The following is a 23,196-nucleotide window of genomic DNA, read 5'->3' as shown; positions in this document are numbered from 1 at the left end:
ATTGATATGGAAAGTAAAGAACGCTTACAGAAAGCAATTGCTAAAAGTGGTTATACGTCAAGGCGTAAAGCTGAAAACTTAATTACTGAAGGGCGTGTTAAGGTAAACAAAAAGAAAGTAACCGAGTTAGGTACTAAAGTAGGCCCCAATGATCAAATAGAAGTAGACGGCATTCCTATTGAAAAAGAAGAACCAATTTATATCTTGTTATATAAACCACGAGGAGTTATTTCGAGTGTTAGTGATGACCGTGGTCGTAAAGTAGTTGGTGATTTAATTAGTGCTGAAATTGAAGAAAGGCTATTTCCAGTAGGTCGGTTAGATTATGATACGTCTGGTTTAATCCTACTTACGAATGATGGTGAGTTTTCTCAAAAGTTAATACATCCAAAGTATAAAATTAATAAGGTTTATATTGCTAAGATCAAAGGAATCCCTTCGAAAGAAGATATGAGGCAGCTTAAAAAGGGTGTAGAAAGTGATGGGGAATTTTTAAAATGTGTAAACAGCCGTATCTTAAAAACTGATTTCAAAAAACGCAATAGTATTATAGAGCTCACACTCCAAGAAGGAAAGAACAGACAAGTTCGACGTATGTTAGAGTCATTAGGTTATCAAGTGGATAAACTTAAGCGCGAACGCTTCGGGCCATTAACACTTGGGAATTTAAATCCTGGTGAATATCGTGAACTGACACCTCATGAAGTAAAACAGCTTGTTGATTTGGCAGAAAAAAATGTTAAATAATGTTCAAATATGATAATCATGCGTAAAAGCCACAGTGTTATAATGGCGATAAAGGAGGGTGTCTAGTGTTTAAAAATAAAAAAATGAGACTTATTTTCAGAACAGTTGTTTTATCAATTTTAGTGGTTACGACTGTTTTAGTCTTATATTTAAATAGTCAAAAGGACAATCCGATCTTAGCGCAAGGAGACCCAGCTCGAGATTTTATTTTAGAACGTTTGGATAATGGAGAGGAAATACAGTTATCCGAGTTAGAAGGTAAAGGAGTCATGATTAATTTCTGGGCTACATACTGCGAACCTTGTAAGAAGGAAATGCCTTACATGGAGGAGCTTTATCAAAAGTATCAAGATGAAGGTATTGAGATTATTGCTGTAAGTGTTGATAAAAATAAAATGGTTATAGAAAACTTTTACAACAACTTTAATTTATCATTTCCATTAGTACACGATCGAAACGGTACCATTATGGAATTATATCAAGTTCAACCACTACCAACTTCATATTTTATTAATCCTGATGGTACGATTGAACGTGTTGTAAAAGGTCCATTAACTCTAGATCGCTTAGAGACCTACTTCAAAGAAATTTTACCGGAGAATAACGAAGCATAGATGACTAACCGTGAGGGATTAACATGAAAAAAATAAAATGCGAATGTGGACATATAAATCATGAAGGCACAGTTCTTTGTGAAGCATGTGGTAAACCAATCGAAGAAAACCAACACATTGATGGAAATGATCAAAATAAAGTGTTAGAGATGCGTTACGAAGGTAGTGCTCGTCGTTCGAAAACATATAAACGAACGTTTGTTGATAAAACATGGGCATTTTTCTCTTCTGTTAAAGTAGGGGTATGGTTAATTGTTATAGCGTTAATAGCTGCCTCTTTAGGAACAATTTATCCTCAAGAGGAGTTTAAGAACTCGGTTTTACCATCAAGCCAATTTTATGAGCAACAATACGGTTTAACAGGTAAGATCTTTTACCAATTAGGTTTTCATAACTTGTATAGCTCTTGGTGGTTTATTACGCTTATTGCATTGATTGGAATTTCTCTAGTTATTTGTTCGATTGATCGATTTGTACCATTACGTAGAGCATTGAAAAATCAAAAAACAAAAAGACACGAAGTTTTTGTTAGACGCCAACGCTTTTTTAGTGAATCTACAGAAGTTTCTGATCATGATAAAGAAACATTAGTGAACAATCTAAAAAAGCGTCGTTATAAGGTTACCGAAGATGACGGGCATATTTTGGCAGAGAAGAACCGTTTTTCCCGCTGGGGTCCTTATGTCAACCATATCGGGCTTATTATTATATTAATAGCCGGAATCCTTCGTATGTTTGACTTTATGCATACAGAAGGGTATGTATGGGTTCGTGAAGGTGAGACAAAAGTTCTTCCTACTACTGAACAGCAATACTACTTAAAGAATGAAAAGTTCGTATATGAAACATATGATCGTAATGATGAACGTTTCCAAGAAGCATTGAAAAATGAAGAATTTGATGTTCCGAGTAACTTCCAAACTAATGCAGTTGTTTATAAAGTAAAAGGCGAAGTTATTCCTGGTCAGGAACCAGAATTAGAAGAAGTTTCTAGAGGAGAAATTAGGTTAAACCAACCAATATCTTTTGATGGTTATAGTGCATATCAATCTGGTACACAATTAAGAAGTGAATATAACATAATATCATTTGATGTTGAAACAAATGATGGCGAGAGTTTAGGGGAATTTAATTTCGAAACCAATGAGGATCAACGTTTCTATGAGCTTTCTAACGATTATCAGGTTGAAGTACAAGACTATTATCCTCAATTTGAAGTATCTGAAGAAGGACCTACATCTTCCTCGAAATACCCAAGAAATCCAGGTATTATTTTTGAAGTGACTGGGCCCGGTTTAGAAGGGGAGCGGTTTTTCTATCTGAATGAAGATGTTGTACCTTTATCTGATGATCATTCAATAAATGTTTCATTACTAGACACGGAATTAATAACAGCATCAGGTTTAATCATTAAAAAGGATTACTCTCTACCATTCTTTATGGTAGGAGCTCTAATTTTTATGATTGGTGTTGCACAAGGGCTGTATTGGCATCATAGAAGAATTTGGATACACCCTAAAGACAACACATTATTAGTTGCCGGTCACACGAACAAGAACTGGTTTGGTTTAAAACGAGAATTTGAAACTTCTATTGAAGGTACAAATATACAAATGATTAAAGATCAACAGGAAAAACTTTAATCAAAGGAGGGTTCATTAATGGATTTATACACAGTGAGCAGTAATTTCTTATACGCCGCTTTTATACTCTATTTAGTCGCAACATTTTTCTTTGGAGCAACGATAGGAAATAAAAAAGAGGCTAATAGTAAATCCAAAGCTTCAAAAATAGCAATCACAATTACAATATTAGGTTTTATATCACAGCTTATATACTTCTTTGTTCGTTGGAATGCTGCTGGACATGCTCCAGTAAGTAATATGTTCGAATTTATAGCATTCTTCGGTATGATGTTAGTGTTAGGGTTTATTATTTTATACTTTATTTATCGAGAAACAATTATTGGTCTTTTCGCTTTACCAATAGCGTTATTAATAATCGGTTATGGAAGTATGTTCCCTACAGAAATATCACCTTTAGTACCGTCATTACAGACGCATTGGCTATATATTCATGTTACAACAGCGGCACTTGGAGAGGCCATTTTAGCTATTAGTTTTGTTGCAGGTTTAGTTTACTTAATAGCAAAGGTTGATCAAACTACTACATCTAAGCAAACGATATGGCTTGAAGTAGTATTATTCTTTATATTTACAACAGTTGCATTTATTATCATTACAACAACGTTTGAAGCAGTTGGGTATCAAGCAGAATTCACTCAAGAAATTGATGGTATAGAACAAACCGTTGAGTATCACTTACCAGCTTTATTCGAACCAAATAACTCTGAGTTGGTTTCTGATGGATTTACAACAGGAATTGAAACTCCAGCTTGGATGCACGGTGCTAATGCTGGTTCTAAGTTTAACACTTTAATTTGGTCTATTTTAGGTGGATTAGTCTTATATGGATTAACAAGATTAATTTTAAGAAAGCGTGTAGCTGCGGCTATTCAACCTATGTTATCAAGAGTTAATACTGATAAGGTAGACGAAATTATTTATCGTTCAGTCGCAATTGGTTTCCCAGTATTCACTTTAGGTGCTTTAATATTTGCCGCTATTTGGGCACAAGATGCATGGGGGCGTTTCTGGGGTTGGGACCCTAAAGAAGTTTGGGCACTTGTTACATGGTTATTCTATGCTGCATTCTTACACTTGCGTTTAGGTGCTGGTTGGCACGGAGAAAAATCTGCTTGGTTAGCAGTTATAGGTTTTACAATCATCATGATCAACTTAATATTTGTTAACTTAGTTATTGCTGGTTTACATTCCTACGCATAAGCTTTAAATTATAATTAAAGGAGTTGTCTTACATGTCAGAACAAGCGAAAATTTTGGTCGTAGATGATGAAGAACGTATCCGTCGTTTATTAAAACTATATTTAGAGCGTGAAGAATATGATATCGAAGAAGCTGAAAACGGGGAAGAGGCTTTGCAAAAAGCTTTGGATACAGACTTCGATTTAATTTTATTAGATTTAATGTTACCCGAGATGGACGGAATAGAAGTATGTACAAAGCTTCGAGAACGTAAGGCAACACCAGTGATTATGTTAACAGCAAAGGGAGAAGAATCTAACCGCGTTCAAGGATTTGAAGTTGGTGCTGATGATTATATCGTTAAGCCGTTCAGCCCTCGTGAAGTTGTATTACGTGTTAAAGCGTTATTACGCCGTTCTTCATCAACTAAATATTTAAAAACTGAAACTGATTCTCATGATGTCATTGTTTACCCTCATTTAACTATAGACAAAGATGCTCATCGAGTGATTGCAGATGGTGTTCAAGTAAATTTAACTCCTAAAGAATACGAACTTCTATACTATCTAGCAAAAACACCAGATAAAGTGTTTGACCGTGAAGAGTTATTAAAAGAAGTCTGGGAGTATGAGTTCTTTGGAGATTTAAGAACAGTAGACACCCATGTTAAAAGACTAAGAGAAAAATTAAGCAAAGTATCAGAAGATGCTGCTAAAATGATTGTTACGGTTTGGGGAGTAGGTTATAAGTTTGAGGTTATTGATTCATAATGCTTTGGAGAAGTGTTGTTTTTAAATTATGGTTAACCATAATTCTATTAGTTGCATTCGTATTAATGATTCTTACTGTATTCTTATTAGAGTTCTTTGAAAGTTTTTATGTGCAAGAAGCAGAAGAAAATTTAATGAATCAAGCTGAAAACGTTGCCGTAGTAATTGACCAGCATGACGATACAAATTTAACTTTAGATACTATTGATCAGTTGTTAGCTCCACAGTCAAAGGTAACTGTGTTTTTCAGTGAACATGACTATTGGCAAAACGTTTCCGAGGAAATGCAACCATCCATTGAGCCTAGCTGGTTTATAAGTAATGATGAAATTAGTGGTGTGTTTAATACGAATGAGTCAGTTCGTAAAATTACAACACTACCAAACAGTAACGCTGAAATTATTATCGTTGGTATGCCGACCGTGGATGGTGAAGGTGCAATATATGTGTATCAATCATTAGAAGTCGTAGAAGAAACAACAACTAAAGCTACTAAAATTATTTTGTTAGCAGCTACAATTGCGATTGTATTAACGACTATATTTGCCTTTTTCTTATCAAGCCGAATTACAGCACCATTGATTAAAATGAGAAAAGTTGCAGGAGAACTGTCACGTGGTGAATTTAATACGAAAGTTCCAGTTTTAACCCATGATGAAATTGGTGAACTAGCTATTTCTTTTAATCGAATGAGAAGACAATTAAATTATCATATTACGGCGTTAAATCAAGAAAAATCACAATTGTCGAGTATCCTTAAATCAATGGCTGATGGGGTAATCACAGTTAATAAGCAATTAGGTGTTATGTTGATTAACCCCCCTGCAGAACAATTTCTTTCTCAGCTTAATAAACAAGGTGAGAAAGAAGGGTACATGCTTCCACAGGAATTAAGGGAAGATCTTCAACACGTTATTGAACAAGAAAAAGAGTATGCAAGAGAATTTGTTGCTCAAGGTCGTAACTTTGTTTTGGTGATGACACCTCTATACATTGAGAATGAAGCAAGAGGAGCAGTAGCAATCATACGTGATATGACTGAAGAACGTCAGTTAGATAAATTAAGAAAAGACTTTTTAGCTAACGTATCACATGAGCTTCGTACACCGATTTCAATGATGCAGGGATATTCAGAAGCAATTGTTGATGATATTGCTGAGTCGAAAGAAGAAAAACAAGAGTTGGCCCAAATAATTTACGATGAATCTTTAAGAATGGGACGCTTAGTTAATGAATTATTAGACTTAGCAAGAATGGAAGCTGGCCATATACAGATTCATAAAGAAAATGTAAATGTGAAGCCATTCGTATCAAGAATCGTTAAGAAATTTAATTCGATTGCAGATGAGCAAGACATTCAATTAATAGAACAAGTTCCTTTAGATTTAGAGTATTCTTTTGATCCTGATCGTATTGAACAAGTTCTTACTAACTTAATAGATAATGCAATGCGTCATACACCAACAAGTGGCGAAATTGAAGTTAAGGTTGAAGAAACCAATCAGGAATTACAATTTTATATTAAAGACAACGGATCAGGGATTTCAGAAGAAGATCTACCGTTTATATTTGAACGATTCTATAAAAGTGATAAAGCTAGAACTAGAACAAGTCAGAAGAAAGGGACAGGTTTAGGTTTATCAATTGTGAAACATATAATAGAAGCGCACGGCGGTTCAATATATGCTAAAAGTAAAGTAAATGAAGGAACGACATTTGTCTTTACAATACCAAGTTCATAATTTAAAGAGACAGGGATAAAATCTGTTTTAAAAAATGTCTATTGAATATGATTTTGACGAAGCTAATAAATGAAGCCGAATGTTAGAAGTAAATTAACTTCTAACATTCGGCTTCTTCTAGTCTGGTAAAAATTTTGTCCCTACTCTTTTTATAAGGCTCTATACTAAATGTGGTGGTGTTCATTGTCACAACAATTATGTTGAGAGATTGATGATTGAACCGTTGGTTTGTGACTCGCTATCGGCGGACGCTTGCCGTGGGCACGGCTTCAGCTAACTGTGGAAAGAAATACGCTTTCCCCAGTGGATCTTCAGCTCGTGCTGTTCCCACTGGCGTCGTGGCCTATCGCTCGTCACATTCTCATCTGTATAAGAAGATGAGGTTGAACATCACATTCAAAACAAAAAAATACACTCATTCATCATCTCTTGTTATCCTAAAGTCGACGAATACACTAGAAAAAGAGAGTCGATATGAGTGATATGGTATTAAATCATTTGAAAGGTAGCGTCGAAAGGTTTTACGGCACCAATTGGTGTACAATCATTCAATAAAGCATCTATAACAGAATAAAGAGCATAAAACCGCTTTTGTGTTAGGTGAGCCGCACTAAGCGAAATCAAAATGCGTAGACTCCAGCGGGAACAGCACGAGTCTCGAGACCCCACAGGCCCCGCTCTTTGGGCCGAGGAGGCTCGAGCCGTGCCCGCGGAAAGCGAAGCATTTTGATGGAGCGATGTTAAATATAATTATTAAAAGGATAAAAAGTGGATGGTGTAAATTTTACACCACCACATTTGAAATAGAACCTTTTATAATGAAAAAATTGGCAGTAAAATTTATGATAGAATATTGGAAGTTGTAACTTTTAGATATATATTTCGACTATATTATTTGAAGAACGGAGGCTCGATGGATGAAAGCAGTCTTTCAAGAGCTCTATGAGACGTATCATCGGGATTTGTACTCATTTATATTTTATATGGTGAAAGATAAGTCAACGACAGAAGATTTAGTTCAAGAAGTCTACATTAGAGTGTTAAAGTCATATGACACTTTTAAAGGCCAAAGCAGTCAAAAGACATGGTTGTTTTCAATTGCAAGACATGTCACAATCGACTACTTTAGAAAGTATGGCAAGCAAAAGAAACAAACCGCACAAAATTTTGATATTAACGAGCATTCTAATTTGTTGAAAGATGACAGTCCAACACCTCATGAGATTGCAGAGAAGAGTGAAGAAATTAAATTAATGTATAAATGTTTGGATCAATGTACAAAAGATCAACGAATGGTTATTATTTTACGATATTTACAGCAAATGTCCATTAATGAAACAGCAGACATTTTAAATTGGACGACAAGCAAAGTGAAAACAACACAACATCGAGCAATCAACGCTCTAAAAGAACATATGCAGCAAAGTAAAGGAGGGCATACAGAATGAGTAAAAAATATAATGACGAATTCATTGAGAAATTATTGTCTGAAATGCCCCGTGTAGAAGATGAGAAGTCCTTTGATGAGTATTATGATCAAATATCAAAGGAGATAACTGATAGTAATGATATTTCTAGCAGAAGAAACAGAGGATGGTTATTACCATTATTAACTTCTGCTGCAGCATTAGCGATCGTTGTAGTTATTGCTATGCAATTTATTAATTTTAATGATACAGCTGATCAAATGATTTTTCATAATGCAGAAGAATCAGAGGACACAGCGAATAACGATATGGAAGGAAGTAGTTCTAAAGATTTTGAAGAGAATATTGAAGGTGAAGAGTCAGCTGAAGAAGCAGGAATAATGGATTCCGTTGGTCCGCAGTTATTGTATGAAGATGATTTATCCAATGAAAATTTACAGAGCGTAACGATGATTTTGCCTGGGCCAGAAAGTCAATACTTTATACCTTTAACATTTTTACTTTCAGATGCGGATGATCCATACTCATTCTTTAATAACTTAGATGATATTAGTGATCAATATTTAAGCTTAACTCATGATTTTATAAATGGGATTGAATTTGTAGGCAATAATAATCAAAATGAGCCAATAATTCAGGTCGCAGAAGATAGCTTGCACGGTACAGCTACCGAATACGCACTATTTGAGGTGCTTAGATATTTTAATAGCATTGGTCATACAACAATAGAATTACAAAATGACAAAGGCGAGACGTTGGAGCTTCCACATACTGGTCAAGTCATGGAACACTCGTTTAGTGATCAAAGCTACGTTTATAAATTGTATAATACTAATAATGGAAGCGTATATTGGGTGAGGAAACCATTGACTCAAGAAGCCACTTTAAATGAGGCTTTGAATGAACTTAGGGTTGATGAAAGTATAGGCTCATCAACAGTTCCATCGAATATAGAAATAGAAGTGAACGATTCAGAAGATATTTTAGAAGTGCAATTAAAGTCAGACTTACCACTTAAGGATCAAGAAATGACACTAAGAATGATTGAGTCTATTTTATTAACTGCAGGCACATTTGGATTTGATCAAGTGCACTTTACCGATTTGGACTTGGAAACAGTAGGGCCTTACCAATTGAACACACCAGTTGAAATTCCAGAACACATTAACGTTCAGTGAATTCTCATAATAAAAGACTAACCGAGATTTAATAGTTCTCGATTAGTCTTTTATTTCTTTTAATAATTACTTTTGGTCATGATAACGCTGAACACACTCATCAATTAACTTGCTTGCTGCTTCTGGACCTTCCCAATCGCCAATTTCAGTCTTTTTACCTTGAAGGTCTTTGTATGTCTTAAAGAAATGAGAGATTTCATCTAATTTATGTTGAGGAATATCCTCTAATGTATAAACATCTTTAAAGCGTGGGTCTTCAACAGGTACAGCAAGTAATTTTTGGTCTTCTTCACCACTGTCAATCATGTTTAAGAAACCAATAACACGTGCATCAATCACGCATCCAGGGAACGTAGGGTTTGTTACTAGTACAAGTGCATCTAATGGATCGTCATCTAATGCAAGTGTTTCGTCTAGATAACCGTATTCTGCTGGATAAAATTGAGGTGAGAATAGTACGCGATCTAATTTAAAAACACCTTTTTCTTTGTCATATTCATATTTGTTCTGGCTACCTGTAGGAATCTCTACAAAAACTTCTACAATTTTATTATCTGCCATAGTGAGTCCTCCTTATGCTATTATCGATTACTAATTATACCAATCTTTATATAGTAAGAAAAGCAAGATTCATGGTAAAATGATATTAAATGACAAATTGTGAGAGGGAATTTTATGAATGAACAGGAATTAGTTAAAATCCTTTCATCAAAGATTAAACTTGTCAGATCTGAATTTAATTATAACCAAGATGAAATGGCTAGTATCCTTGGCGTTTCTAAAAAAACAATTGTACAAATTGAGAAAGAGAGACAATTGGCAAGTTGGTCTGTGGTAGTGACATTTGCTAGTCTTTTTAGGGATAGCACTATTATTCAACAGGAATTGGGTGAGGAAGATGTAGTTTACTTACTTCAAACCATTGCAAGGAAAAACATTAACTTGCAAAACTCCCAAAAGTGGATGAATCAATCTCTTTGGAAAGTGATCGATGAGAAAAATGGTTTTATTCTACAACGTCACGTTATTACAAAGTACTATCGAATTGTTGATCAACTAGGTTATAGAGTATTTAGTAGTTTCTATAAAAAAAGTGCCGATAAGCACTTTAGAGAATTTGTTTTAAATCACGAAGAAACATTACTTGAACGAAACTGATTTTTTATCTGCAGAAATGGATTTTCTGCAACTTGAATTGATTCAGAAGGGCATCCATCATACGCATCTTCTAAATCGTTTATTAATTCTTTAGGTATTTTGACAGAACCTGTATTTTGATCTATTAAATTAAAGGCAACACCTGTTTCATCATAATCAAAAATATCTGGAGCGGTAGCACCACACGCACCGCAAGCAATACAAGTTTCTTGATTTACATAAGTATATTTAGCCATTAATAATCCTCCATTTAATACTGAGGTGCAAAATGATTGAATTTAGAACTACGTTATTATACATATTATCACGATTAAATGGTCAGCGTACAGTATATGCTGCCTACCATATATTACGTGGCAAGAAGTCTTCGCAAACGATTCAAGATATTCATTTATTTGGATTAAAAAATGCTTATAGCATACTCCCACGTCTAAAAAAAGAAACTTATGACCAATGGCTACAGCAATTTATAAATGAGGGTCTAATTAGTGTTGGCAAAGATTCTTTCACTATTGACCTAAAAAAAGTAGATCATATAGAACAACAGTTAAAAGATTTTAATGGCTTTAAATATCATAAGGTCGATCGTCAATGGTTTGCCACCCTACAATTGTTGATTCAAACGCTATCTAATTTAACTTATCAAAATAAACGTTTTATTCCAATATCTGATGATTTAATCATTCAACGACAGGTGAAAAGTCTATTAAATCAAGGTGAACCAATTTTTTTATCAGAACAATTAAAGGTGGAATTAGAATCTATTTTAAAAAAACTAAATGAATTGTACGCTAACGTTTTTACGATGCAATTAACGGGGTATACTCGAATTGGATATAATCGCAGACAGGTTGCTGATTACGTTCAGTTGAATGAAGAAGATGTTGAGTTAATGACTAAAGCAACTATCCATAAGGTATTGGATGAAGTAACAAATCAAGGTAACTTATATCCATTATTAAAAAGCTTAATCATTAATCATAATGACTCCTCTTTAACTGAATCAGCTCGCAGAACCTATGAGTTACTACTAAGGGGTTATAACATCCAAAAGATTGAGAAAATAAGAAGACTCAAAGAAAGTACCATTCAAGATCATATAATTGAGATAGCAACCCAAATAGAAGATTTTGATATTACTTCATTTGTTGAACGCAATGACATAGAACGAATCGTTAACGTCATAAACGAAACAGATGCAAAACGATTAAAGACGTTAATGAAATATCTCAACCATTCTGTAACTTATTTTCAATTAAGATTGGTCTTGGCCAAATACCATACATATAAAGAGAGTGTAGATTTATGATTAAATCAAACTATGAAAACCTCGAACAAGCCTTGTATGAACAATTTGGTTTTTCTGCTTTTAGAGAAGGCCAGAAGGACATTATCGAATCAGTTTTGTCTAATCAACATACACTTGCTACTTTACCTACAGGTAGCGGGAAGTCGATATGCTACCAACTTCCTGCAAAACTATTAGATGGTGTTACGGTAGTTGTTTCACCTTTAATATCATTAATGGTTGATCAAGTAAAACTTTTAAAATCACAAGGGTTTAAAAGAGTCACAGCTATAAATAGTTTATTATCCCCTCAACAGAAAGATAATGTGCTCAATAAACTTGGTCAATATCAACTAATTTATTGTTCACCAGAGATGTTGCAACAAGCGCATTTTATTGAACGTTTAAAACAAATTAGTGTATCATTGTTTGTCATTGATGAAGCTCACTGCATTTCTCAATGGGGACATGAATTTCGGCCAGACTATTTGCGTTTAAAATATGTTATTAAAGATTTAAACGAACCAACTGTGCTGGCATTAAGTGCAACTGCTACACCTAAAATACAAGATGATATTATTAATTACCTAGATTTAGATATGGATAAGATTATTTATCCTATGGACCGAACGAACATCACTTATAATGTATTAGAGTCGAATCACTTCGTTGAGAAACAAGAACAACTAATCGACATTATAGAACGAGTTAAAGCTCCTACTATGATTTATTTCTCAAGTCGACAAGTAACAGAACAAATAAGTTCTCAATTACAACGTCAATTTCCAGAGCTCGCGATTGCTTATTATCATGGGGGAATGGAGCAACAAGACCGTTTGTTAATACAGCAACAATTTATGCTAGGGCAATTAGATATCATATGTTGTACAAGTGCGTTTGGTATGGGTATTAATAAGGAAGATGTCAGGTTAATTATTCACTATCATCTTCCAAACAACATTGAATCTTTCATTCAAGAAACTGGTAGAGCAGGGCGTGATGGTGAGCATAGTGTCAGTGTTTTACTATATACAAAAGGGGACGAAGCCCTCCCTTTTCAAATGATTGAGTCAGAGCTACCTGATGACCATGAAATTAAATCATTTTTATTACAAGACGTAGAAGGTACGTTACCTGAAATAAAGGAGAGATTTCTAAAGCTTCAAGTTGATCAAACAAGTATAGATTCTCAAGATGAGTTAATACAAGAAATAATCAAGAATCGTAATAAGCGAAAAGAAGTAAAGCTTAAAAGTGTATTAGAGTTGTTAGAATGGGTTCATACGGAACAGTGTAGAAGACAAGCGTTATTTCACCCTTATCAATCTGAGGTTAGAAAGAGCAGCTACGATTGTTGTGATAATTGTGATTTTGATATTCATAATTGGCACCTTCACCAAAATAACAAGAAGAACCGTACGAATGATTGGCAAAATATTTTAGATGAATTGTTACCAATCGGTGGAAGGGTGACTTAATGAATAAGCAAGCTGAAATTATTAAACAGTTATCTAAACGTGAACTGTTATTAAACCTATATTTATCACAGTTTATCTTCATAACTATTGCGATAGTTTTTTCAATCTTTTTATTTGATGATCTAGTAGAATTTCTAACATTATTTAAATGGGATTTAGGTCAAATTATAATTTTCGGTGTGTTACCAGGCCTTATAATTGTTTTGATTGACCTTATACTTATTAAACTTTTACCAGAGAAGCATTACGACGATGGTGGAATTAACCAAAAGATTTTTACATCATTAAGCATCCCTCAAATATTTATACTGTCCTTAGTTGTAAGTTTTTCTGAAGAGTTATTGTTTAGGGGTGTTATTCAAACAAGCTTTGGGTTTATAATAGCTAGCGTATTATTTGCACTAGTTCACTTTCGATACTTAAATAAATTTGTTTTACTTATTTCTGTATTGTTATTATCTTTTATTATTGGGTATTTATATTTGCAGACTAATAATTTATTGGTCCCTATTGCTGCCCATTTTACAATTGATTTTCTATTAGGAATTTATTATAGACTTAACCGGGAGTGATCACATCATGAAAGAGCGTGCAAGATCATCACATAAAGAATTGGATGTGCTAAACTTACCCTCGAGGAAAGAGAGACATCGAAGTAAAAAGGTGAAGAAAGAACTGACGATTAACTTAAATCCGTTAAGGACGAGCAATTTTATTTTAAAAACTTTACTGTTTTTATTTATTATCTTGATTTTATCTATTCCCTTCACCTATATATATTGGTTACAATAATAGTAGTTTTAGTTTAAATGACCAGTGGTGTTTAAACCACTTTTTTATTTTTAATGAGCAGGAAAACTTATGCTGTCGCTAGAATTGATTATTATTCTACAACAATTCGAATTATTTTGAGTAATACAGGCAATTTTAAGCTAGGCAAAAACATAAGATAATAGTGAGACGGTGGAGGTGGTTACGTGAGATTAGAACGTTTAAGCGTTAACCAATTTAAAATCTTTATGACATATGATGATTTGCAAGAACGAGGTTATTCAAAAGAAGATCTGTGGAACAACTTACCTAAAGCCAATCAATTATTCCAAGACATGTTATATGAAGCATGTGAAGAACTAAATATGGATTTAGATGGAATGTTAGTTGTTAAGGTTCATATGCTTCAAGCTCAAGGTATGATTATTATTGTGACACAGAATGAGTACGATCAGAGTGAAAATGAAGAGTATATTGAATTAAAAGTGACAATGGATGAGAGTAAAGAGATGATATTTGTATTTAATGATTTGGAAGATGTGATTCAAGCGGCGAAAAGGGTTCAGTACAAATATGATTTAACGAGTAGTTTTTATTCTTATGATGGACTGTATTATCTACACATTAATGAAAGATCATTAACTGAAAAAATTCGACAGGACTTAATATCTGTATTATCGGAGTATGCATCTCCAAGCACTTTGACATCTTATATCCTAAATGAACACGGAAACCAAATTGCAAAAGACAACGCATTACAAATATTTGTAAAGTATTTCTAAAATTTAGAGGTGAACATAATGAAAGTGGCAGTTTTATATGGCGGGACATCAAAAGAACGTGAAGTATCTTTATCGACAGGAAAAGGCATTATTCAAGCGTTAGAGAAAATCGGTCACGATGTTATAGCCATCGATTTTGATCCTAATAAATTGGCAGAGATGATGTCAAAGGTTAATGGTTGTAATTTAGTATTTATCGGATTACACGGTAAACAAGGAGAAGATGGAACCGTCCAAGGACTATTAGAGTTAATGGGAATTCCATATGTTGGTTCTGGAGTTTTAGCGTCTTCTTTAGCAATGGATAAATCAAAGGCAAAACAAATATTTGCAAGACATAACATGCCTGTTGCAAAGGGTAAAACATATGGTGAACATCAAGATGCATCTTCTATTGAAAAAGATATCTTGAATGAATTCACATTACCGATCGTAATTAAGCCTAACCAAGAAGGTTCAACTTTAGGATTAACAATTGTTAATGAGGAGAGCCAGGTCAAAGATGCAGTTGATTTGGCTTTTACTCATGATTTTGAAATTTTAGTAGAGGAATTTGTAAAAGGAAGAGAGCTGACGTGTGCTGTTCTCGGAAATAAAGGCCAAGAGAAAGCATTGCCAATTATTGAAATTATTCCAAAGAGTGAATACTACGATTATGAATCAAAATATTCGGAAGACGGAAGTGAACATATTTGTCCAGCAGAAATTAACTCCGAATTAACTAATAAAATACAGGATTATGCGGTGCTTGCTCATCAATCTTTGGGCTGTGAAACATATTCAAGGGTTGACTTTATTCTAAATGAAGACAATGAACCAATTATTTTAGAAGTTAACACCCTACCAGGGATGACGCCAACTAGTTTATACCCTGATGCTGCAAAAGCTGTAAATATGAGTTATGAAGACATGTTAAGGAAGTTTATTTCTTTAACAATAGAGGAATAATACAAGTAGCGATAATTGAAGCAACTATATGAAAATTTTTACGCTTCTAAATCACATTAAAACATGGCAAAATTATGGTTGATTTTTGTTGCATATTCGGTATGAAAATGTATACTAGTCATTGAAAGCAATAATCATTATTTTTCTTGTTTTTAATATAGGAGGTAAACACATGGTAGCCGATAAGCAAGCAGATTCTCAAGCCAATGATGTTTTAGTATCAACTCAAGAAGTTATAAAAAATGCCTTAAATAAGTTAGGTTATCCTGAGGAAGCATACGAACTAATGAAAGAACCCGTTCGAATGATGATCGTAAGAATACCTGTTCGTATGGATGATGGAAAAGTTAAGATTTTTACAGGTTATCGTGCTCAACACAATGACGCAGTAGGTCCAACAAAAGGTGGGGTTCGCTTCCACCCAAATGTAACAGAAAATGAAGTTCGTGCACTTTCAATTTGGATGACCCTTAAAGCTGGAATTGTCGATTTACCGTACGGTGGTGGTAAAGGTGGCATAATTTGCGACCCAAGAAAGATGTCATTTAGAGAATTAGAAGCTTTAAGTCGTGGATATGTTCGAGCAATTTCACAAATAGTTGGTCCGACTAAAGATATTCCAGCACCAGATGTCTTTACGAATTCACAAATCATGGCTTGGATGATGGATGAATACAGCCGTATAGATGAATTTAATAACCCAGGGTTCATTACAGGTAAACCTATTGTATTAGGTGGATCCCATGGTAGAGAGTCTGCTACAGCTAAAGGTGTAACAATTTGTATTGAAGAAGCTTGTAAAAAACGTGGCATCGATATTAAAGGAGCACGTGTAATTGTACAAGGCTTTGGTAATGCGGGCAGCTTCTTAGCTAAATTTATGTATGACATGGGTGCAAAGGTAATTGCCATCTCAGATGCAGAAGGTGCTTTACATGACCCAGATGGACTAGACATTGATTATTTATTAGATCGTCGTGACAGCTTTGGTACAGTAACAAACTTGTTTGAAGATACAATATCGAATGAAGAGATGTTAGAACTAGATACTGATATCTTAGTACCAGCTGCAATTGAAAACCAAATCACGAAAGATAATGCTCATAACATAAAAGCAAGTATTGTTGTTGAGGCAGCAAATGGTCCAACGACTTTAGAAGCAACTAAAATCTTAACAGAGCGTGATGTACTTATTGTACCTGATGTACTCGCATCTTCCGGTGGTGTTACAGTATCTTACTTTGAATGGGTACAAAACAATCAAGGATACTACTGGAAAGAAGAAGAGGTACAAGAGAAGTTACGTGAAGTATTAGTAAAGGCCTTTAATAATGTATATACTACAAGTCAAAATCGTCAAATTGATATGCGCTTAGCTGCATATATGGTTGGAGTTCGTAAGATGACAGAAGCGGCAAGATTCCGTGGCTGGATTTAATCATACGAGTTTTTCAATTTGATTATTTAATAACAATCTCCTATCATAGTTTTGGTAGGAGATTTTTGTATGTTTAGGAGTGGAGTTAAGATGCAAAAAGAACAAGTCATCATTGTTGGGGCTGGTCCTTGTGGTTTATCTGCAGCTCTTGAGTTGCAGAAGAGAGGGATCGAACCATTATTAATTGAAAAAGGAAACGTTGCAAATGCCATATATCATTATCCAACCCACCAAACATTTTTCAGTTCTAGTGAAAAATTAGAAATAGGAAATATGCCATTTATCTCAGAGCGTCAAAAACCCGTAAGGAATGAAGCATTAACTTATTACAGAACTGTAGCTCAACGAAATCAATTAAGAATAAATAATTTTGAGCAAGTTAATTCAATTGAAAAAACAAATGGTTACTTTCAATTGAAGTCAATAACAGCCAAAGGTGAAGAAAACCACTATCAAGCTCAATATGTAATCATCGCAACAGGATATTATGATCATCCAAATAAGTTGAAGGTTCCTGGAGAAGAGCTATCGCATGTTTTCCATTATTTCAAAGAAGCTCATCCTTATTTTAATAAAAACGTCGTGGTCATTGGAGGTAAAAATTCAGCAGTTGATGCTACATTGGAACTTGAAAAAGCTGGTGCCAATGTAACGGTATTATATAGAGGGTCCGACTATTCACCTAGTGTTAAACCTTGGATTTTACCGTTATTTGAATCACTTGTTAACCATAAAAAGATCAATATGCACTTTAATGCGAGTGTTAAAGAAATTACAAATAAACAAGTCATTGCGATTGTTGAAGGTAAAGAACACGTGATTGATGCAGATTATATTTTCGCAATGACAGGTTATCACCCTGACCATTCATTCCTAAATGAAATGGGTATTCAAATTGATGATGAAACAGGACGTCCTCAATTTGATCGTCACACTATGGAGACAAATGTAGATAATATTTATATAGCTGGAGTAATTGCAGCAGGATATAATAACAATGAAATATTTATTGAAAATGGTAGGCATCATGGTGAGCTTATCGCTGAAGATATAATTATTAAGCAAGGGCGGTGATCAACTTGAAAAAAGTCGTATTACTTACAACTGGCGGAACTATTGCTAGTAAACCTAATGAAAATAGTGGAAAATTAACTTCCGGAGCTATGACAGGAGAAGAGTTGGCATCTTTATGCGAGTTACCAAGTGAGATACAAGTTGAAGTTGATTCCGCTTTCCAGAAGCCTAGCGTTCATTTGACGGCAGAAGATTGGATGCTCCTTAAAGAGAAAATTGATTTCTACTTTGCACAGCCAGATGTCAATGGTGTTGTCCTCACTCATGGGACTGATACATTGGAAGAGACAGCTTACTTTTTGGATCTAACGATTAAAGATCATCGGCCGGTGGTTGTCACTGGCTCACAACGATCCATTTCAGATTTAGGTAGTGACGTTTATATCAATTTAAGACACGCAATATACTCAGCATGTAGTGAAGATTTACATCATTGCGGCACAGTTGTCGTATTTAATGAACGAATTTTTGCTGCTAAGTATGTTAAAAAAGAACATGCTAGTAATATACAAGGCTTTAATTCTTTTGGGTTCGGTTATTTGGGAATTATCGATAATGATGAAGTGCAAGTTTTTCAAAAGCCGATTAAAAGAGATTATTATCCGGTTAAGGAACCACTCCCAAAAGTAGATATTGTAAAATGTTATACTGATGCAGATGGAACATTATTAGAAACGCTTAGAACGACTGGAACTAAAGGAATTATCATTGAAGGTGTAGGTAGAGGGCAAGTTCCACCAAAAATGATGCCAGCGATCAAAAAATGTTTAGAAGACGGGATTATTATTGTTATTACCACAGCTTCAGAAGAGGGTGCTGTCTATCCAACTTATGATTATGAGGGCAGTGCTTACGACCTTATTAATCAAGGTGTTATTTTAGGTAGTGATTCCGATAGTAAAAAAGCTAGAGTGAAACTAGCTGTCATGCTTGCATCAGGGGTACAAAGTTATAATTTTTAATTAATCACAAACTCGGACTAGATAATTAGTTCGAGTTTTTGTTTTCCCCAAAAATTGATCTAACTTCCCAATAAAATAAAATATTTCTGTATTATTTTAAAGATTCCTTATAAATTAAAATTTTCCCCTATAAATCGATGAATTCTCCATAAATAATTACTCTAATTATAGGCTTCTTATTTAAAGTCACTTGAAAATCTGACAGCTTTTTTATTTTGTAAGAATATTAACCATAAAAATACAAAAGATAATAGGGCACAGATTGTTTGTATGAGGAGGAATTACTACATTGGCTAGAATAAGAATCTTAATTACTATTGGGTTAGCTATTGGATTAACTATAGGTTTACACAGTGAAGTTCCAACGTCAGAAGCTTTCACAGATCAAGTAATTCAACAAGGTGCTGTTGGTGAAGACGTCATAGAACTTCAATCAAGACTTCAGTATATTGGATTTTATAACGGTAAAATCGATGGTGTATTTGGTTGGGGCACATACTGGGCTGTACGAAACTTCCAATATGAGTTTGGTATGGAAGTGGACGGGTTTGTGGGTCAAAAAACTAAGGACATGTTAGTAAAGGCTTCAGAGTATGACAAACAATGGGTACAAGAACAAATTAATCAGGGCCGTGAGTTCACCCACTATGGTGGTCAGAAGCGCCCATGGTCAGAACAACAGCAATCCCAACAAGGTGGTCAAGGTCAAGGAGAAACTGAACAACAACAGAAAGGTCAAGGGCAGGAAGGTCAGCAACAAGGTGAAGGTCAAGCCGAACAGCAAGAGCAACCCCAAGAACCAACGGCAACTAATGTTCCCAATGGGTTTTCTCAAAACGACATTCAGCTAATGGCTCAAGCAGTATATTCTGAAGCAAGAGGAGAGCCTTATTCAGGTCAAGTAGCCGTTGCAGCTGTTATATTAAATCGATTAGAGGACTCTACCTTCCCTGATTCAATTTCGGGAATCATTTTTGAACCATTAGCCTTTACTGCAGTGGCAGATGGACAGTTTTATATGCAACCAGATGAACAATCTAGAGAGGCGGTAATGGATGCGATAAATGGATGGGATCCATCAGGTGGGGCTATTTACTACTTCAATCCAGATACAGCCACCTCAGACTGGATATGGTCACGACCACAAATTAAGAAAATTGGAAAACATATATTTTGTAGATAGGAAGGAGGATAACCAATGGTACGTTGGATCTTATACATTGTTATGTTGATTGGGTTTATAGGTGCGATAGTTTATGGTTATCAAGAACACCAAGAAAAGAATGCAGTTTTAGTACAAGCAGAAAATAACTATCAGCGTGCCTTTCATGATTTAACCTATCGTATTGATTTACTAAACGATAAGATCGGAACTGTCTTAGCAATGAATACACCTGAGAATTTATCACCACAGTTAACGGAAATTTGGAAAATCTCATCTGAAGCTCAAGCGGATGTAGGGCAATTACCATTAACATTATTACCTTTTAATAAAACAGAAGAGTTTTTAAGTAATATAGGTGAATTCTCCTATCGTGTAGCGGTTAGAGGGCTTGATGAAAATCCATTGACAGAGGAAGAGTTAAGTTTATTAAACGATTTACATGATAGTTCAAGTACTATTAAACAGGAGTTAAGAACTGTACAACACCAAGTTTTAGACCAAGGGTTACGGTGGATGGATGTAGAAGTCGCACTAGCCACAAATGAACCAGGTGATAACACCATTCTGGATGGACTAGAAACCATTGAGGATAACTCGGACCAATTTAATAGCACGGACAATGGTGGTGTCTTTAATTTAAATAGCAAATCTGAGGGTGAAGAAATTCAGTTTGATGGTAAAACATATAACGAAGAAGAAGTAAGAGGGTTTGTAACAGAACAGTTTGAACTCGATGAAAATGTTGATATGAACATCACAACAACAGGGAAAGGTTCAAATATTCCAATGTACAATGTCTCCTTTGATACTGGTGAACTTCATGGCTATGCTGAACTTACTCAACAAGGGGCAAATATGATTTCTTACATGTTAACGCGTGAAATGGGTGAGGCACAAATAAGCTTGAATGAAGCTATGAATCAAGCTAAGGAATTACTAAATGGAATTGGATATGACAATATAGAAGTGGTGGAAAGTTCTCAGTATGAAAAAGTTGGTGTGTTTCGTTTTGTAAGAGTTGATGATGGTGTGTATTATTATCCAGATAGCTTACAAGTTAAGGTAGCTTTAGATAATGGTGATATCGTTGGACTAAGCGCGAGAGATTATATTGTAAACACAACAACGAGAGGTGAAGTAGACTTTACGAAAAACCTTTCAGAAGAAGAAGCCTTAGACGTTGTCAATCCAAATATTGAAATTATGGAAACACGAGAAGCGGTAATTGAAAATGATATAGGAGATTTAGTCCTAAGTTATGAATTATTAGGGGTTTTAAATGATCAAACATACCGAGTATATATCAACGCAAGTGATGGTTTTGAAGAGAAGGTCGAAAAACTTCAACAATCAGAACAAATTTATGGGATTAACTAAGTTGAAAAAGGGAAAGACAATTTAAGTCTTTTCCTTTTTCATTTTTTTTGCCATAATAATAGTATCTGAAAACGGGGAAGGGGAATATAACCATGTTTAAAGTAGGAATGAAACTAACAATAGAAACCTTTAAAGATGGCGAGTCAGAAGGGCGTTTTCAGTGTCGCATTGTCGAAACTACTGAACATTATCTTTGTATAGACTACCCAGTGAATGAACAGACAGGACGAACAACATTATTATTGGATGGATCCGAGTTTAACGTATCATATATTGGAGATGATGGTAACGTTTATCAGTTCACTTCTGAAATCAAAGGGAGAAAGAAGTTAAAAATTCCCGTTTTATTAATGCTTAAACCATCTAAATATGAATTGCAAAAAATACAAAGAAGAGAATATGTAAGGGTAGATGTATCTTTGGATGTAGCTATAAAACCAAAGTCCTCAGATCTTCCCCCTTTAATAACAAGAACTCTTGATATAAGTGGTGGAGGCCTGGCCGTCGTTGATGATGAGAAGCACAAAGGTTATAAACCTGGAGATGTGATGGAAGCAACGATTGTGTTGCCATATAACTCTAACCATTACAGTTATTTTATTGCTGATGTAGAATTAATCAGATTAATTGAAGCTAAGAATCAAGAACCAGCTAAAATTACATATCAATTTTTAAAATTGAATGAGAAACAAAGAGATCAGATCATTAAATATTGTTTTGAAAAACAACTTGAACAACGTCGAAAAATTAATGGTTAACATCAAGATTATGGAGGAATAGAATAATGCGTATTGCTATTGATGGACCTGCTGCTGCAGGTAAAAGTACTGTTGCGAAAATGATTGCTAAAAAGCTTGAATATGTTTATATAGATACTGGTGCGATGTATCGTGCTTTAACCTGGATGGCGCTAAATACGAATACGGACGTTCATGATGAAGATTCATTAGGTGAACTTGCAGAAAACGTAAATATCACTTTTGAAAATACTAACAATGGCCAAGAGGTTTATTTAAATGGTAAAAATATTACAAGTGATATTCGTAACCATGATGTTACTAATAATGTCTCCTATGTAGCACAATACGGTAAAGTTCGTGAAAAACTTGTAGACATGCAAAGAGAGCTTGCAGATCATGGTAATGTTGTGATGGACGGAAGAGATATCGGAACCTTTGTGTTACCAAACGCAGAAATCAAAGTATTCTTAGTAGCATCTGTAGAAGAACGTGCTGAAAGAAGACATAAAGAAAACTTAGAGAAAGGTTTTGAGTCGGACTTAGAACAACTTAAAGAAGAAATTAGACGTCGTGATGAGATTGATTCTAAACGAGAAGTAGCCCCATTAGTTAAAGCAGAGGATGCAGTTGAGATAGATACGACTAGTAAATCTATTGACGAAGTAGCAGAGGCTATTATGTCTCTTGTAAATTCAAAGAAATAAAGGGGAGC

The 23,196-nt window shown here is 34.7% G+C and carries 23 protein-coding genes; 21 read left to right on the top strand and 2 right to left on the bottom strand.

The features are described from left to right. Positions 1-6 precede the first annotated feature (6 nt). From ACTWQB_RS05450 to ACTWQB_RS05415, 8 genes are all read left to right on the top strand, one after another. Positions 7-747, top strand: coding sequence for a pseudouridine synthase (locus ACTWQB_RS05450; protein ID WP_443138189.1), 741 nt, complete (start codon positions 7-9; stop codon positions 745-747). A 65-nt stretch (positions 748-812) separates the two neighbouring features. After that, entirely contained in the window at positions 813-1,361 is a 549-nt protein-coding gene (resA, locus tag ACTWQB_RS05445; protein ID WP_443138169.1) for a thiol-disulfide oxidoreductase ResA, read from the top strand. A gap of 23 nt (positions 1,362-1,384) precedes the next feature. After that, positions 1,385-3,004 (top strand): cytochrome c biogenesis protein ResB, encoded by a 1,620-nt coding sequence (resB, locus tag ACTWQB_RS05440; protein WP_443138168.1) that lies wholly within the window; start codon positions 1,385-1,387, stop codon positions 3,002-3,004. 18 nt (positions 3,005-3,022) lie between these two features. Continuing rightward, a complete protein-coding gene (ccsB, locus tag ACTWQB_RS05435; protein ID WP_443138167.1) occupies positions 3,023-4,207 on the top strand; it encodes a c-type cytochrome biogenesis protein CcsB in 1,185 nt (394 codons plus the stop codon). A 32-nt stretch (positions 4,208-4,239) separates the two neighbouring features. After that, positions 4,240-4,956, top strand: coding sequence for a response regulator transcription factor (locus ACTWQB_RS05430; RefSeq protein WP_443138166.1), 717 nt, complete (start codon positions 4,240-4,242; stop codon positions 4,954-4,956). Next, positions 4,956-6,698, top strand: coding sequence for an ATP-binding protein (locus ACTWQB_RS05425; protein WP_443138165.1), 1,743 nt, complete (start codon positions 4,956-4,958; stop codon positions 6,696-6,698). Before ACTWQB_RS05430 ends, ACTWQB_RS05425 begins: the two co-directional genes overlap by 1 nt. Before the next feature lie 917 nt (positions 6,699-7,615). Next, entirely contained in the window at positions 7,616-8,146 is a 531-nt protein-coding gene (locus ACTWQB_RS05420; RefSeq protein ID WP_443138164.1) for an RNA polymerase sigma factor SigX, read from the top strand. Next, on the top strand, positions 8,143-9,303 hold the full coding sequence (locus tag ACTWQB_RS05415) for a hypothetical protein (RefSeq protein ID WP_443138163.1): 1,161 nt from the start codon (positions 8,143-8,145) through the stop codon (positions 9,301-9,303). The genes ACTWQB_RS05420 and ACTWQB_RS05415 overlap by 4 nt, the downstream gene beginning before the upstream one ends. 66 nt (positions 9,304-9,369) lie before the next feature. Here ACTWQB_RS05415 and ACTWQB_RS05410 read toward each other — a convergent pair whose 3' ends face one another. Continuing rightward, complete coding sequence (locus ACTWQB_RS05410; protein WP_443138162.1) at positions 9,370-9,864, bottom strand: inorganic diphosphatase; 495 nt, start codon at positions 9,862-9,864, stop codon at positions 9,370-9,372. A 114-nt stretch (positions 9,865-9,978) separates the two neighbouring features. On the opposite strand from ACTWQB_RS05410, the gene ACTWQB_RS05405 reads away from it, so the two are divergent. Next, positions 9,979-10,461 (top strand): helix-turn-helix transcriptional regulator, encoded by a 483-nt coding sequence (locus ACTWQB_RS05405; RefSeq protein ID WP_443138161.1) that lies wholly within the window; start codon positions 9,979-9,981, stop codon positions 10,459-10,461. Here the strand turns inward: ACTWQB_RS05405 and ACTWQB_RS05400 are convergent. Then, positions 10,431-10,697 (bottom strand): ferredoxin, encoded by a 267-nt coding sequence (locus ACTWQB_RS05400; protein WP_443138160.1) that lies wholly within the window; start codon positions 10,695-10,697, stop codon positions 10,431-10,433. The genes ACTWQB_RS05405 and ACTWQB_RS05400 overlap by 31 nt on opposite strands. A gap of 32 nt (positions 10,698-10,729) precedes the next feature. Between ACTWQB_RS05400 and ACTWQB_RS05395 the strand changes: the two genes are divergently transcribed. The 12 genes from ACTWQB_RS05395 (at position 10,730) to cmk (ending at position 23,188) form a co-directional block, all read left to right on the top strand. Then, positions 10,730-11,770 carry a helix-turn-helix domain-containing protein gene (locus ACTWQB_RS05395; RefSeq protein WP_443138159.1) on the top strand — a complete coding sequence of 347 codons (1,041 nt, stop codon included), beginning with the start codon at positions 10,730-10,732 and terminating at the stop codon, positions 11,768-11,770. Next, positions 11,767-13,227 carry a RecQ family ATP-dependent DNA helicase gene (locus tag ACTWQB_RS05390; RefSeq protein ID WP_443138158.1) on the top strand — a complete coding sequence of 487 codons (1,461 nt, stop codon included), beginning with the start codon at positions 11,767-11,769 and terminating at the stop codon, positions 13,225-13,227. The genes ACTWQB_RS05395 and ACTWQB_RS05390 overlap by 4 nt, the downstream gene beginning before the upstream one ends. Next, positions 13,227-13,799, top strand: a complete 573-nt coding sequence (locus ACTWQB_RS05385) for a lysostaphin resistance A-like protein (protein WP_443138157.1) — start codon at positions 13,227-13,229, stop codon at positions 13,797-13,799. Before ACTWQB_RS05390 ends, ACTWQB_RS05385 begins: the two co-directional genes overlap by 1 nt. A gap of 405 nt (positions 13,800-14,204) precedes the next feature. Then, positions 14,205-14,780, top strand: coding sequence for an adaptor protein MecA (locus ACTWQB_RS05380; RefSeq protein WP_443138156.1), 576 nt, complete (start codon positions 14,205-14,207; stop codon positions 14,778-14,780). A gap of 18 nt (positions 14,781-14,798) precedes the next feature. Further along, a complete protein-coding gene (locus tag ACTWQB_RS05375; RefSeq protein WP_443138155.1) occupies positions 14,799-15,728 on the top strand; it encodes a D-alanine--D-alanine ligase in 930 nt (309 codons plus the stop codon). A 172-nt stretch (positions 15,729-15,900) separates the two neighbouring features. Then, positions 15,901-17,166 (top strand): Glu/Leu/Phe/Val family dehydrogenase, encoded by a 1,266-nt coding sequence (locus ACTWQB_RS05370; RefSeq protein ID WP_443138154.1) that lies wholly within the window; start codon positions 15,901-15,903, stop codon positions 17,164-17,166. Positions 17,167-17,256: 90 nt separating this feature from the next. After that, positions 17,257-18,240, top strand: a complete 984-nt coding sequence (locus ACTWQB_RS05365; protein ID WP_443138153.1) for a YpdA family putative bacillithiol disulfide reductase — start codon at positions 17,257-17,259, stop codon at positions 18,238-18,240. Positions 18,241-18,245: 5 nt separating this feature from the next. Then, positions 18,246-19,202 (top strand): asparaginase, encoded by a 957-nt coding sequence (locus ACTWQB_RS05360; RefSeq protein ID WP_443138152.1) that lies wholly within the window; start codon positions 18,246-18,248, stop codon positions 19,200-19,202. Between the two features lie 316 nt (positions 19,203-19,518). After that, positions 19,519-20,385 (top strand): spore cortex-lytic enzyme, encoded by an 867-nt coding sequence (gene sleB / locus ACTWQB_RS05355; RefSeq protein ID WP_443138188.1) that lies wholly within the window; start codon positions 19,519-19,521, stop codon positions 20,383-20,385. 15 nt (positions 20,386-20,400) lie between these two features. Next, positions 20,401-21,744 (top strand): germination protein YpeB, encoded by a 1,344-nt coding sequence (ypeB, locus tag ACTWQB_RS05350; protein WP_443138151.1) that lies wholly within the window; start codon positions 20,401-20,403, stop codon positions 21,742-21,744. A gap of 107 nt (positions 21,745-21,851) precedes the next feature. Further along, the gene (locus tag ACTWQB_RS05345) at positions 21,852-22,502 is read left to right on the top strand and encodes a flagellar brake protein (RefSeq protein ID WP_443138150.1); all 651 of its coding nucleotides are present in this window, start codon (positions 21,852-21,854) and stop codon (positions 22,500-22,502) included. 26 nt (positions 22,503-22,528) lie between these two features. Beyond that, a complete protein-coding gene (cmk, locus tag ACTWQB_RS05340; protein WP_443138149.1) occupies positions 22,529-23,188 on the top strand; it encodes a (d)CMP kinase in 660 nt (219 codons plus the stop codon). Positions 23,189-23,196: the final 8 nt, after the last annotated feature.

The organism is Piscibacillus sp. B03 (genome assembly GCF_052246295.1).
Taxonomy (GTDB): Bacteria; Bacillota; Bacilli; order Bacillales; family Alkalibacillaceae; genus Piscibacillus.
The sequence above is the reverse complement of the archived record's forward strand: the minus strand, read 5'-3'. Positions and strand labels throughout refer to the sequence as shown.